Source organism: Streptomyces akebiae (assembly GCF_019599145.1).
In the GTDB taxonomy this organism is placed as follows: Bacteria; Actinomycetota; Actinomycetes; order Streptomycetales; family Streptomycetaceae; genus Streptomyces; species Streptomyces akebiae.
The window spans coordinates 12,440-24,817 of sequence record NZ_CP080647.1 but is presented as its reverse complement, the minus strand read 5'-3'; the positions used below and the strand labels follow the sequence as shown (position 1 = coordinate 24,817).

Genomic DNA, 12,378 nt, shown 5'->3' with positions numbered 1-12,378 from the left:
GCTGGCAGCAGCAGGCCCGGCCACCACCGAAGACACCCCTCCGGCGTGAGCCGCAGCCCTGCCTCCGCCCCCGTGCGAGCCGCCGCCCCGGCCGTCACCGAAGCACCCCCGCGAGCCGCACCCCCGCCCCCTCCGAAGCCCCGAGCCGCAGTTCCGTCCCGTCCGGCCGTGCCCGGCGGCCGGCGTCAGGCGACGCTCAGGACGATCTTCCCGGTGGTGCGGCCCTGCTCGCCGATCTCGTGCGCCTTCGCGGCGTCGGCCAGCGGGACGACGGTCTCGACCACGGGCGTGAGCGCGCCCCGCTCGGCCAGGGCGGCGATCTCGCGCAGACCCAGGTGGTCGGGCTCGACCAGCATCCACACCGCCCGCACGTGGCCGGGGACGTCGGCGGGGACGTCGTCGGGGCCGGGCAGGGTGATCAGCCGGCCGCCCGGGCGCAGCACCGTCAGGGACCGCTCGGCGTTCTGGCCGCCGAGCCCGTCCAGCACCACGTCCACGTCCCCGACGGCGTCCTCGAAGCGGACCGTGCGGTAGTCGATCACCTCGTCCGCGCCCAACTGCCGCAGCAGGTCGTGCTTGCCGGCGCTGGCCGTGCCGATGACGTACGCGCCGCGGGCCTTGGCGATCTGCACGGCCAGGTGGCCGACCCCGCCGGCCGCCGCGTGCACCAGCACCCGCTCACCGGCGCGCACCCCGGCGGTGTCCACCAGGGCCTGCCAGGCGGTCAGCGCGGCCAGCGGCAGCGCCGCCGCCTGCACGTGGGTGAGGTTCGCCGGCTTGGGTGCGAGGTGGCGGGCCGGGGCGACGACGTACTCGGCGTAGGCGCCGGCCTGCCGCGGGAACAGCGGCATGCCGTACACCTCGTCCCCGGGGCGGAACATCCCCACGCCCGGTCCGACGGCCTCCACGGTGCCGGAGACGTCCCAGCCGACCGCCGGGACCTCACCCCACTCGATCAGGGCCCCGCTGGCCCGGGTCTTGAAGTCCACCGGGTTCACACCGGCCGCGTGGACCCGCACCAGGACCTCGTTCAGTCCCGGCTCGGGCCGGGCGACCTCACGCTCCACGAGCACCGCCGGTCCGCCCCACTGCTCCACGACCACCGCACGCATGCTGTCCGCCTCACTCTTTTCCGTCTTGATCGGATACCGGCCGCCCGGGCCCTTCCCGGCGCGACGCAGTCCACGATCCGGCACCCGCCCCCACCATGGTGTTGGCCGTCTGGACACTATGTGACAGGATCTGGCCATGAGCGAGATGCAGTGGCCGTGCACCGACCCGAGCCCCGACCCGAGCGCCGACGCGGCCGGGCGGCATCGCATCGCCGTCCTCGCCCTGCCCGGCGTCCCGCCCTTCGAACTCGGCATCCCCTCCCGCGTCTTCGGCAGCGTCCTGGACGCCGGCTCACGCCCGCTGTACGAGGTCACCATCTGCACCGCCGACGGCGCCCCGGTCCTCAGCGACGCCGGGTTCACCGTGCAGCCCGCGGCCGGTCCCGAGGCCCTGGCCGCCGCGGACACCGTGATCGTCCCGCCCACGCACGCCATGCCCGAGCTGGGACGTGGCGGCCCGCTGCCGCCCGAGGTCACCGCGGCCATCGCCGGCATCCGGCCCGGCACCCGCCTGGTGTCCATCTGCGCCGGCTCCTACGTCCTGGCCGCCGCGGGCCTCCTCGACGGCCGCCCCGCCACCACCCACTGGGGCCTCGCCCCCGAGTTCCGCCGCGCCTACCCCCGCGTCAAGGTCGACGAGGAGGTCCTCTTCGTCGACGACGGCGACGTCCTGACCTCCGCGGGCGTCGCCGCCGGCGTCGACCTGTGCCTGCACATGATCCGCCGCGACCACGGCGCCGCCGCCGCCAACCGCGCCGCCCGCATGTGCGTCGTCCCGCCCTGGCGGGACGGCGGCCAGGCCCAGTACATCGACCGCCCGGTGCCCGAACCCACCGTCTCCACCACCACCGCCACCCGCGCCTGGGCCCTGGAACACCTCGGCGAACCCCTCTCCCTGAACCGCCTGGCCGAACACGCCCGGATGAGCCTGCGCTCCTTCACCCGCCGCTTCCGCGACGAGGTCGGCATGACCCCCGTGCAGTGGCTCACCGCGCAACGCCTGGAACTGGCCAAGCAGTTGCTGGAGACCACCGACCTGTCCATCGACCTGGTCGCCCACCGCTGTGGCTTCGGCTCCGCCAACTCCCTGCGCGCCCACATGCGCACCGCCTTCGGTGTCTCACCCGCCTCCTACCGCCGCACCTTCCATACCGACGACCTGGTGAAAGCGGGCGTCTGAGGACACATCGGCGCCGCACATACCCGCTCCGCGGGCCGGCCGGGATCCGCCTGATCATCCGCTGCCGGCCTGCCACTCGGTCGGGTGAAGACACGGCAGCGGCGGAACTCACCCAGGGACGCCGGGCGTAGTGCCGTACACGGACCCGATCCACGAGACGCACGTGAGCGAGCCGGGCCTGCTCGTCGTCGACGTCGCGGCCGCCGACGACGCCACCGCGCTCGCTTTCCAGCAGCTGCTCGCCGACCGGTGGGCGACGGCCACAGCGGAGCAGACGACGCGGGATGCCGGTCAGCCCGGCGTACGGCTGCGCTGCTACCTGGACCTGCGCCAGCAGCTCACCGCGCCGCTGTGGCCGGCCCGACCATGGAGCCGACCACGGCCCGGCCCTGACTCATGACCGGGCGCCCCCTTCGCCGAACAGCGGCACCTCCTGGACGTCGACGTCGCCGCGGATGCGGTGCGGGCGGGCCGGGTGCCGCCACCGTCCGGCGCTGTCGCGGGCGACGTCGACTTCCATCACGCCATCCGGCTGCACCAGGACGGCCTCGAGGGTGCGCTGCGTTCCCCAGCCTGCCGAGAACGCCCAGCCCGGCCACGGATGCGCGCCGCGCGGCGGGGCCAGCTGGTCGGCCACAGCGCGGCCGGCGGCCCCGGACAGGGTGGTGCTGCGGCCGACGTACCGCAGGCGGCCAGCCCGGTCGTAACGGCCCAGCAGCAGCGTGCGGGGCGCGGCAAGCGACCCGGTGACCGCGCCGATCACGGCCTCCGTGGTGACCCGCACCTTGTACTTCCTCCACGACCGCACACCCCCGCGATAGGACTCCTCCAGCCGCTTGAGCCACAGTCCCTCCACCCCGGCCGCCGTCCACTCCAGCCACTCCCGCGCCAGGGCCGGGTCGGTCGTCGACGGGCACAGCACCCACGGCGCCGTCAGGCCGCGCTCCGCACATAGGGCCTCCAACGCCGCACGGCGCCGGGCGTACGGCCAGCCAGTCAGGTCGTCGCCTCGGTGGACCAGGTCGAAGGCCACGAAGTGCGCCGGCCACTCCCGCGCCGCCTGAGCGGCAGGGGCCCCGCGCCGGGCAAGCCGCTGCTGCAGCCGCTCGAACGCCAGCCGGTCCCGCTCCCACACCACCAGCTCGCCATCCAGCCCGGTGTCCTCCGGCAGCTGCGCCAGGGCCGCCGCCCGGATTTCGGGGAACGAGGCCGTCATGTCCGTGCCGCGCCGTGAGCGCAGCAGCACCCGACCGCCCGCGTACACGGCGAGTTGGGCGCGGTAGCCGTCCCACTTCGGTTATGCGCTGCTGAGCTGTCCGCGGGATATCGTCCGGCGCCATGTCGATCACTGGATGGCGGGTGAAGTGCACCCGCCATCCAGTGATCGACATGGCGGGCGCACTTCACTCGCCGAGCTGATGTGGCCGCGGGATGCGTGTGCCCGAGGTGCAGCCGTTCCTGATCAGGCCGGTCGGCATGTACGACGTCGAGTCGAACCGGTACTTCTCGGTGTGGCCGGCGTCGTCGCCGTGGAACACACAGGCCTCGCACCCCGGGATCTGCCTTCAGCGGGGCGGGGCGGACGTTCCCCGCACGACGAGACGGGGGGTGATGACTTGTTCCCCGGCGGGGATCTCCGCACCCTCCAGGCGTGCGACGGCCCGGCCGACGGCGAGCCCGGCGAGGCGTGCGATGTCCTGTCCGACGGTGGTGAGGTCGATGTGGGCCAGGCGGGCCAGATGGCTGTCGTCGAACCCGACGACGGAGATGTCGCCGGGGACCGCGACGCCGGAGCGGAGGAAGAGGTCGAGTACGCCGGTCGCGCAGCGGTCGTTGAAGGCCAGTACGGCGGTGGGGCGCGGGCGGGTGGCCGACAGGGTTCGGGCGGCCTCGGCGCCCTCCTCCTCAGTGAGACCGCCGGGGAGAATGCGGATGAGTTCGCCCAGGCCGTGGCGGTTCATGGCGGTGCGGTAGCCGCGGCGCCGGTCGGCTGCGCCCGGTGCCCGGCCGCCGTCGATGTGGGCGATGTCGCGGTGGCCCAGAGCGACGAGGTGGTCCACCGCCTGGCCGGCTCCCTCGTCGTCGGCGGTCCGTACGACGTCCAGGCCCGGGACGGACGGCCGCAGCCGGCGGGCCACGGAGACGACCGGCAGTTGCCCGGCGAGTTCCGCCAGCCGCGCGGCGGGGGCCTGCGGGCCGAGCAGGATCAGCGCCTCGCAGCGGTCGTCGAGCAGTGTCTCGACGGCGCGCTGCTCGCCGCGCCCGGCGGCCACGGCACTCAGCGCGATCTGGTACCCGGCCGGTTCGGCCGCCGCGTAGATACCCTCCACCAGGTCGGAGTGGAACGGATGCTGGAGGCCGAACTGCACCCCGAGCAGATGGGAGCGGTGGCTGCGGAGCAGCCGGGCCCGGGCGTCGGGTCGGTAACCGATCTCCCGCGCGGCCTGAAGGACGCGCTCGCGGGTGGCCTGGCCGGCCCCTTTCGCGCCGCGCATCACGATGGAGACCAGCGCTGTGGACACCCCTGCCCGCGACGCCACGTCGGCGAGCGTCGGTCGCTTTCCGTTGGGGACCGCTGGGGTCGCCGGCAACCTGTCCTCCCTGGGCGGGGTCGTCTCCTGCAGAGTCGACTATAGAACGTTCTAGCTTTCACACGCCACCGAGCCTTGACAGGGGAGGGCGACAGCTGGCGTACTGCTGCTCCACGGAGTTATAGAACGTTCTAGTTCCTTGAACGTTCTAGTCCGAAGTCGCGGAGAGAGGTACGTGGCGATGTACACACTGGCGGCCTGCGCCGAGATGGTCTTCCTGGAACTGCCGATCGACGAGCGGGCACGGCGCATCCACGACGCCGGTTTCCAGGTCGAGATCTGGGACTGGACCCGGCACGACCTTGCCGCTCTGGCCCGGACCCCGGCCGACTTCTCCTCCATGACCGGTTACATCCGCGGCAGTCTGACCGACGAGGAGGGTGCGGCCGAACTCCTGAGCACCGCCGAGGAGTCACTCAAGGCGGCCGAGCAACTGGGCTGCCCTCGCCTGAACCTGCACGGCACCGGACTGGATGGCCAGGGCCTGCCGGTGGTGCCGGTGACCGGTGAGGTCACCGGTGAGATGTGGATCGCCGCCCACCGCACGCTCACCCGCCTCGCCGAGCTGGGCGAGAGCGCCGGGGTCGTCTTCACCCTGGAGAACCTCAACACCGCCGTCGACCACCCCGGGGTGCCGTTCGCGACGGCCGCCGACACCCTGGCCCTGGTCGCGGCCGTGGACCGGCCCGGGCTGCGGATGAATCTGGACCTCTACCACGCCCAGATCGGCGAGGGGAATCTGATCGAGCTGGTCCGCAGGGCCCATGCCCTGGGCCTGATCGGCGAGATCCAGGTGGCCGACGTCCCCGGTCGCCGCGAACCCGGAACCGGGGAGATCAACTACCCCGCCGTCGCCCGCGCCCTGGTGGGCCTCGGCTACGAGGGCACGGTGGCGATGGAGGCGTGGGCCTCCGGCGACAGCGAGCTCGCTTTGGAGCGCTTCCGCTCCGCCTTCACCGTCTGACTGTTTCCACTGCCTGTACCTACCCTGACGACGACGTACGGAGCACCCGCATGACCACCCAGCAGCCTCTCGCCGTCGGCCTCCTCGGCGCCGGACGGATGGGTTCGTTCCACGCCGAGACCCTCGCCCACCGCCTGCCGGGCGTCCGGCTCGTCGCCATCGCCGACCCCACCCCGGGCGCCGCGCGGAGCCTGGGCGACCGGCTCGGCTGCGCCACCGCCTACACGGACATCGGTGAACTGCTCGCCGACCCGCACATCGACGCGGTGGTGATCGCCACCCCGGCCCGTACCCACGCCGACCTGGTCGAGGCGGCCGCCAAGGCGGGCAAGGCGGTCTACTGCGAGAAGCCGATGGCGGTCACCCTCGCCGAGGCCGACCGCGCCATCGCGGCCGCCGCGGATGCGGGCGTGCTCCTCCAGGTGGGCTTCAATCGCCGCTACGACGCGGGCTTCAGGGCCGCCCACGAGAAGATCGCCGCCGGCGCCATCGGCACACCGCAGCTGTTGCGCTCGCTCACCCGCGACCCCGCTCTTGCCGACCCGGCCCGCATACCGCCGTGGACGATCTTCCTGGAGACCCTCATCCATGACTTCGACGTCCTGCGCCACCTCAATCCCGGTGCCGAACCCGTCGAGGTCTTCGCCATGGCGGACGCCTTGATCCGCCCCGACTTCAAGGACCGCGGCCTGCTCGACACCGCCATCGTCACCATCCGCTTCGACAACGGCGCCCTCGCCACCGCCGAGGCCAGCTTCCAGGCCGTCTACGGCTACGACGTACGCGCCGAGGTCCTAGGCTCGGCCGGGATGCTCACCATGGGCGACGTCCGCCGCACCCACCTGACCGCATACGGCCCGGACGGCGTCGCCGCCGCGTGCGTCACCTACGACCAGCACCTCTTCCACGACGCCTATGTGGCCGAACTCGCCGACTTCACCGACAGCGTCCGCACCGAGCGCACCCCCTCCGCCACCGGCGAGGACGCACGCGCTGCCCTGGCCATCGCCCTCGCCGCCGTCCAGTCCGTCACCACCGGCGGTCCCGTCCGCGTCGACAAGCTCCAAGACCTGTGAAGCACCCCGACGACCCGGGCGGGGACGTCACTGGACGCCGCCCTCAGTAGGAGGCAAGGCAGTGCTCCACGCTGGCCCCGCTGTCGTGCCTGACGGCTGCCGTAAAGCGGCGGGCTGCAGGGGGCGACGTCGGCGGGGGAGAGGTTGGGGCCGGCGCGGTGCCAGCGTGCGGGATAGAGCCATCAGGCGGCAGCGGCGCGGGCGACGTCGACGCTGCCTTCGCCCCGCATACGCACACCGCCGGCGACGCCCCAGCGCGTCGGGCGGGTCGATCCCTGGTCGCCCTTGCTGCCCCGTGGGTAGACCGCTTCGGTGAGCACCATCAGGCCACCGCCATCAGGCATTGCCGTGACGGTGTGTCCGAGCTGGACGAGCAGCCCTGCTACTGCGGCCTGCACGATCACCCTCATGCTGTCGTGGCTTGCTGCATGGCCTGCCTGGTCACGGCTGAGCGCGGTGAATCCGTCCGAGGCTGTCCAGCTGACCAGAGCGCCCGCGGGCGCCTCGGTCACCCGCAGCCCCGGAATCCCGCTGTCCGTGTCGCCCAGCACCTGAAAGCGGGACTGGATCAGGCAAGAGCTCACCCGGGAAACGAGTTCAGCCGGGGTGCACGACACACACGTCGCCTGCCCACGAGAAGCACGATCATGCCACCGACCTGCACAGGCGCCTGTTCGGACGGCGGCAGGACGCGGGGGCCCCGGACGACGGCAACCGGCGGGTGGGCCACCGTGTGGCCCGGCCGTACACGCTGACGGCTCCCGTCCTGCGAACAGGGAAGGGAGCCGCCCAGGTGTGTCCGGAGGAATGCCTTCAGCGGGTCGCGTGACGGTGCGAATGCCGGTTGCCGGTGACGAGACGGTAGAGGGCGAGCAGGATGACGGAGCCGGCGATCGCGGCGATCCAGGTGGAGAGGTCGAAGAACCCGTCGATGGAATCGACGCCGAAGACAACCTTGCCGAGCCAGCCGCCGAGCAGACCGCCGACGATGCCGATGAGCATGGTGACGATGATGCCGCCCGGGTCCTTGCCCGGCATCAGGGCCTTGGCGATGGCGCCGGCGAGCAGGCCGATAAGGATCCACGCGATGATGCCCATGGTGCCCCTCCGCTTCATCAGATAAAGGCTGTGTCAGCTCATCGTCTGCACCGATCGCGCCCGAACAAACGTCTTCTCCGCACCCGGCCGTGCCAGCTCCTGATCCGAGACGAGCAAGCCCGAGAGGGGGGCCGCGATCAGAGAGCTCGAAGTCGCGAAGTCCCGGTACTTTCGGCCTCCCCCTCTGTCTGCGTGCGAGCGTGGAAGCAGAGACCAACCGCATGCGGGAGCCGGCGATCGAGTTGCTGGAGCAGGTGGGAGCGGACCGCAAGCGGCTGCTGGGCGGCGACCACCGACGCCTGGCGGCAGTACACCGGCGCGATGCCTACACTCCGCGTCCGAATGCACCTGTACCGGCTGGAGACCCATTCCGCCGAAGCCGCGGCCGGAGGGCCGCGGCCGCCCGGTCGGCGAGCAGGACCACGAGCACCTCATGCGCTGGTGCCGTGAACTCGCCGCCGGGGCTGCCGCCGAGATCGAAAAGGGGCCGAAGAAACATCGACCGTACTCTCGCGCCTCTCACCCTCGCAGAAATCCGGAGATGCCTGGACGCTCTCCGTCCCGGCCCAGCGCGTCACGGGCATCCGGACCGCGCAGTGACCTGTCCCCCCCAGACGACGCCACCAAGCCATCGCCAAGCGCTGCGCGGTGAAGGCGTCGTGCTTCACCCGAACGGGACGGGCCGGGCCTGCCTCCGGGCCGGAGGTGAGGTGCCCCCGGCCGGGACGGGGGTTACCGTCCGGGCCGGGGGCAGGCGGTCAGTCGCCCAGGCTGGGCAGGAAGGAGACCATCCTGCTGCCACTCCGGGCGATCAGTACGTCCCCGTAGAGCAGGGCCTGGGGCATGGCCCCGTGTTTGCCGGCGTCGACGTGACCGCGCCAGATCCGCTCGCCCGTGTTCGCGTCGAGGCCGGACAGATCGCCGTCCGGGCCGAAGAAGTACACGACGTTCCGGTGCGGCGACACCACCGGTTTCGCCAGGTCGGGCCAGTTCGCTTCGCTGTCGGGCACCTTGATGCCGACCGGGACGGTCCACAGGGTCTTTCCTGTCGTGAGTGAGTAGGAGGACGCCTGGCCCGCACGGGACACGGAGATCAGACGGTCCCCGACGAGGGCCTTGGCGGCAGGCGTCCCCCGGACCGGGTAGGACAGCGGGGTCTGCCCGCCCGAGTTGTCGATGACGGTCAGCCTCTCGGTCCCCGCTTTCTGCTGCTCCGTCTCGAAGACCACGCTCGCCCGCTCCGGCATCCTGGTCAGGACGATCCGGTCCCCCCAGGTCCCGACGATCTGCTGCCTGCCGGGCAGGGCCGTGACCTTGGTGGTCCGTCCGGTGGTCGGGTCGAGACGGAGGACGTCGGTCAGGCCGGGCTTCTTGGTCTCCGGCGAGCACAGCAGGTAGGGGACGCCGCTCAGCACCACCCGGTCGCACCAGATGCCCTTGCCCCAGCTGTGGCGCCACTTCACCTTGCCGGTCCGCGGATCGACGGCCGACAGCGTCCGGTCCTTCGGGGCGTTGGCCAGGACCGCGCCGTCGATGAGCAGGACGGCCTGGTCGTCGCGGTTGTCGCTCGCCAGCTCCACCGTCCACAGCACCTCGCCGCTGTCGGTGTCCACCGCCATCAGATCGGTGCCGGGAGCGTAGTTCCCGTCCTGCCCCTTCTCGGCGGTGTGGTTGCGGTAGCCGTAGAACACGCCGTCGCGCACGGCGACCGGATGGTCGGCCCCGAAGCCGCCGTCGCCGTTGACCTTGACCGTCCACAGCAGTTCGCCGGTGTTCGCGTCGAACTTCGCGGCGTCGTACTTGGACCCGGCGCAGTACAGCGCCGAGCCGTCCACCAGGCAGCCCCGCTCGACGGCGCCCCGCGCGTCGGTCCGCCACGGCTGCCAGCCCTCCGGCGACTGCGCCGGCCGCGCCGGCCGGTCCTGGTCGCTCACCCCGCCGCCCCCGAAACCGAACACTGCCCCCACGGTGATCGCGGCCACGGCCGCCGCCGTCCCCGCCACCTGCGAGAAGCGGCGCCGGGCGCGCCGCCGCATCACCCTCTCGACCAGGTCGCCGGGCGCCCGTACGCGGTCCAGGTCGACGGCGTGCAGCGTCTCCCGGACCTTCTGCTCCACCAGTTCCGTCGTCATCCCTGAGCCCCCTTCGGCGTAAAGCTGAGGTGCTGTGCCTGTTCGCCCGCGGGCCCGGCAGGCCCCAGTTCCGGTACGAGGGCCCGGAGTTTGGCGAGCGATCTGTGTGCCGTGCTGCGCACGGTGCCGACCGGGCACCTCAGCAGCGCCGCGACCTCGGCCTCCGGCAGGTCCTCGAAGTAGCGCAGGACGACCACGGCCCGCTGGCGCTTCGTCAGTCGCGCGAGCGCCGCCCACAGCGCGATCCGCAGCTCGGACTCCACCCCGGCGTCGGCGTCGGTGCCCGATTCGGGCAGTACGGGCACCGTCGTCTCCGCGCGGTGTCCGCGCAGCCGCCAGCGGTTGACCTGCTGGCGGTACATGACCTGCCGCACATACGCCTCGGGCTGCTCGATGCTCGACCAGCGTCCGTAGACCTTCATCAACGCGATCTGCAGCAGATCCTCGGCTCCATGCCGGTCACCACCCGTGAGCAGCACCGCGAGCCGCAGCAGCGCGGTGGAACGCATCGCTACGAACTCCCGGAACTCGTCGTGACTCGACGCTTTCATCAACCCTCCCCCTTCTCGGCACTCCTTACGACGTGCTGAGCCGCGCACGGCTATCCCTCGTCGAGGAAGATTGTGCGTCCGCTGTCAGGGAGGTACGCGGCCGCCGAACGCACGGGTCCCCGCACTCCTTAGGAACGACTGGTGACTGGGCGATGTTTCTCGAACTTCCATCCGACGTCCTGGACGCAGCAGGGCAAACGGCGGATCACCAGCTATTGGTTCGGGACGATCAGGCCGCGTGGCCGTAGCGCTCTGATCTCGAAGTCGCAGTCTTCGGGTGCCTGCTGCCTCGGCGGGAAGGCCGCAGGCGGGCATACCGCACCCTGAACGCGGCCCTGCCGTCCGGCCTTGGCCGTTGGCGGTTTCGGTGAGGAAGCGGCCCACGGTCCCGAGCTGGCTCAGAGCTTCGGTGGTGGCCACTGTCGCCACCTCGATCCGGTGACCAGCGGCCCGGTAGGCGAGGGAGGAGGCGCTGAAGTCGTCGGAGTCGGCGAGCGCGGACTCCACCACGGCGTCGAAGCGCCGGTCGCGGACGTGGGCTTCGACGGCGGCCTGCCAGCGGACGGTATCGGGGCGGACCAGGGCTGCGCCCGTACGGACATCGGTGGCCAGGAGACCCGAGTAGTGCCGGTGCGCGGGCTTGTACAGGTCCCGGCTGACCCGCACCGCTGCGCCACGACCGTCCAGGACCGCCTGGACGAGGTCGGCGATGTGGGTCTTGCCGCCCCCGGCTGCCCGGCGACGACGACAACGACCGGTCGGGCTTGCGCGACAGCGCTCTGTGTCAGGGCCGGGAGGATGACGAACAGGCGCCGGCAACCGTCCACTGCGGAACTGCGGTTCGCCGAGGACCTCGCCCGGATCCCGTGGTCGGCGACAGATTCGATCGCCAACGGTCTGTCGTCGCCTTCATCGAGGGCGAGCTGCCGGGTGGCCCGGGCGTCGGGTCGGAGGGCATCAGCACGCAGGGCGATACCGCGGACCCGAGCGCGCTGAAGCCCCAGGGACTCGTACGGCGCGTACGCCGCGCGGGCCAGGACCACGGTGTGATGGGTGGCTTCGGGAAGGGTGCGGCCGCGTCGGGTGGAACTGTGGTCGGCGTAGCGGACGGTGCAGGTCAGACTGGTGCCGATCTGGCCGGAGTCGCGGAGGCGGGCGGCGAGGGCGAGCAGGGCGCGCCGGTGCTGGGCAGGGTCGAGTTCGTCGCGTTCGAAGCGGTGCTCAGCGCTGATGCTCGCCGGTGCGGGGGTGAGGCCGACGACCGTGGTGTCCCGGCCGAGGGCATGCTCGTGGAGGGCGCGGCCGGGCCCGGGCGCAGAGGAGGCGCTGCCGGGTGAGCTGGGGGACGTCGCCGACGCCGCCGACCATGTGCAGGCCGTACTCGGCGAGGGTGGCGGACACCTTCGCGCCGATCCCGGGCAGTTCCCGGACCGGTCGGTGCGATCTCTCGGGTTGGTGTCGGTGTTGGTGAGAGTCGGTCGCGCTGGTCCAGGGGTGGGTGTTACGGGGCTGGTCAGCGGCTGTTTACGGGTGGGCAGGCCGCTGTCATGAGGTGAGAGATTAATGGGTGGGATCGCTGTCATGGGGCTTTATCGCATGGCAGCTGATGTTGTCTCAGGTTCGATAGTTCTTATGTGCTGAGGTTGGCCCGGTCGGTGTGATCGTGGGGTGGAC

The 12,378-nt window shown here is 71.9% G+C and carries 12 protein-coding genes and 2 pseudogenes; 4 read left to right on the top strand and 10 right to left on the bottom strand.

What is annotated here, in order from left to right:
* Positions 1–185: 185 nt before the first annotated feature.
* On the bottom strand, positions 186–1,112 hold the full coding sequence (locus K1J60_RS00130) for an NADP-dependent oxidoreductase (protein WP_220644306.1): 927 nt from the start codon (positions 1,110–1,112) through the stop codon (positions 186–188).
* Between the two features lie 136 nt (positions 1,113–1,248).
* On the opposite strand from K1J60_RS00130, the gene K1J60_RS00125 reads away from it, so the two are divergent.
* On the top strand, positions 1,249–2,292 hold the full coding sequence (locus tag K1J60_RS00125; RefSeq protein WP_398683080.1) for a GlxA family transcriptional regulator: 1,044 nt from the start codon (positions 1,249–1,251) through the stop codon (positions 2,290–2,292).
* A gap of 130 nt (positions 2,293–2,422) precedes the next feature.
* Positions 2,423–2,692, top strand: coding sequence for a DUF6207 family protein (locus tag K1J60_RS00120; RefSeq protein WP_220644305.1), 270 nt, complete (start codon positions 2,423–2,425; stop codon positions 2,690–2,692).
* On the opposite strand, the pseudogene K1J60_RS00115 reads toward K1J60_RS00120, so the two are convergent.
* The 3 genes and pseudogenes from K1J60_RS00115 to K1J60_RS00110 form a co-directional block, all read right to left on the bottom strand.
* Positions 2,687–3,574 (bottom strand): annotated as a pseudogene (locus K1J60_RS00115) (ATP-dependent DNA ligase); the annotation flags it as partial. The gene K1J60_RS00120 and the pseudogene K1J60_RS00115 overlap by 6 nt on opposite strands.
* Before the next feature lie 121 nt (positions 3,575–3,695).
* On the bottom strand, positions 3,696–3,830 hold the full coding sequence (locus K1J60_RS45455) for a hypothetical protein (protein WP_259407475.1): 135 nt from the start codon (positions 3,828–3,830) through the stop codon (positions 3,696–3,698).
* Positions 3,831–3,857: 27 nt separating this feature from the next.
* Entirely contained in the window at positions 3,858–4,883 is a 1,026-nt protein-coding gene (locus K1J60_RS00110) for a LacI family DNA-binding transcriptional regulator (protein ID WP_220644304.1), read from the bottom strand.
* A 181-nt stretch (positions 4,884–5,064) separates the two neighbouring features.
* Here K1J60_RS00110 and K1J60_RS00105 point away from each other — a divergent pair, with 181 nt between their 5' ends.
* Positions 5,065–5,847, top strand: coding sequence for a TIM barrel protein (locus tag K1J60_RS00105; RefSeq protein WP_037666355.1), 783 nt, complete (start codon positions 5,065–5,067; stop codon positions 5,845–5,847).
* Positions 5,848–5,897: 50 nt separating this feature from the next.
* The gene (locus K1J60_RS00100) at positions 5,898–6,923 is read left to right on the top strand and encodes a Gfo/Idh/MocA family oxidoreductase (RefSeq protein WP_220644303.1); all 1,026 of its coding nucleotides are present in this window, start codon (positions 5,898–5,900) and stop codon (positions 6,921–6,923) included.
* A gap of 182 nt (positions 6,924–7,105) precedes the next feature.
* On the opposite strand, the gene K1J60_RS00095 is transcribed toward K1J60_RS00100, so the two are convergent.
* The 6 genes and pseudogenes from K1J60_RS00095 to K1J60_RS45450 all read right to left on the bottom strand — a co-directional run.
* Positions 7,106–7,507, bottom strand: coding sequence for a hypothetical protein (locus tag K1J60_RS00095; RefSeq protein ID WP_220644302.1), 402 nt, complete (start codon positions 7,505–7,507; stop codon positions 7,106–7,108).
* A 229-nt stretch (positions 7,508–7,736) separates the two neighbouring features.
* Positions 7,737–8,021 carry a GlsB/YeaQ/YmgE family stress response membrane protein gene (locus tag K1J60_RS00090; protein WP_220644301.1) on the bottom strand — a complete coding sequence of 95 codons (285 nt, stop codon included), beginning with the start codon at positions 8,019–8,021 and terminating at the stop codon, positions 7,737–7,739.
* Between the two features lie 758 nt (positions 8,022–8,779).
* Positions 8,780–10,153: an outer membrane protein assembly factor BamB family protein gene (locus K1J60_RS00085; RefSeq protein WP_220644300.1), complete on the bottom strand. Its 1,374-nt coding sequence runs from the start codon at positions 10,151–10,153 to the stop codon at positions 8,780–8,782.
* Positions 10,150–10,704 (bottom strand): SigE family RNA polymerase sigma factor, encoded by a 555-nt coding sequence (locus K1J60_RS00080; protein ID WP_220644299.1) that lies wholly within the window; start codon positions 10,702–10,704, stop codon positions 10,150–10,152. Before K1J60_RS00080 ends, K1J60_RS00085 begins: the two co-directional genes overlap by 4 nt.
* 84 nt (positions 10,705–10,788) lie before the next feature.
* On the bottom strand, positions 10,789–11,523 hold the full coding sequence (locus K1J60_RS00075) for a zeta toxin family protein (protein WP_259407474.1): 735 nt from the start codon (positions 11,521–11,523) through the stop codon (positions 10,789–10,791).
* 155 nt (positions 11,524–11,678) lie between these two features.
* A pseudogene (locus K1J60_RS45450) lies at positions 11,679–12,287 on the bottom strand (DinB/UmuC family translesion DNA polymerase); the annotation flags it as partial.
* Between the last annotated feature and the right edge of the window lie 91 nt (positions 12,288–12,378).

Excerpts from the sequence above, each read along its gene's own strand:
- K1J60_RS00130 (WP_220644306.1), bottom strand. The coding sequence starts at position 1,112 with ATGCGTGCGGTGGTCGTGGAGCAGTGGGGCGGACCGGCGGTGCTCGTG.
- K1J60_RS00125 (WP_398683080.1), top strand. The coding sequence starts at position 1,249 with ATGAGCGAGATGCAGTGGCCGTGCACCGACCCGAGCCCCGACCCGAGC.
- K1J60_RS00105 (WP_037666355.1), top strand. The coding sequence starts at position 5,065 with ATGTACACACTGGCGGCCTGCGCCGAGATGGTCTTCCTGGAACTGCCG.
- K1J60_RS00100 (WP_220644303.1), top strand. The coding sequence starts at position 5,898 with ATGACCACCCAGCAGCCTCTCGCCGTCGGCCTCCTCGGCGCCGGACGG.
- K1J60_RS00090 (WP_220644301.1), bottom strand. The coding sequence starts at position 8,021 with ATGGGCATCATCGCGTGGATCCTTATCGGCCTGCTCGCCGGCGCCATC.
- K1J60_RS00085 (WP_220644300.1), bottom strand. The coding sequence starts at position 10,153 with ATGACGACGGAACTGGTGGAGCAGAAGGTCCGGGAGACGCTGCACGCC.
- K1J60_RS00080 (WP_220644299.1), bottom strand. The coding sequence starts at position 10,704 with ATGAAAGCGTCGAGTCACGACGAGTTCCGGGAGTTCGTAGCGATGCGT.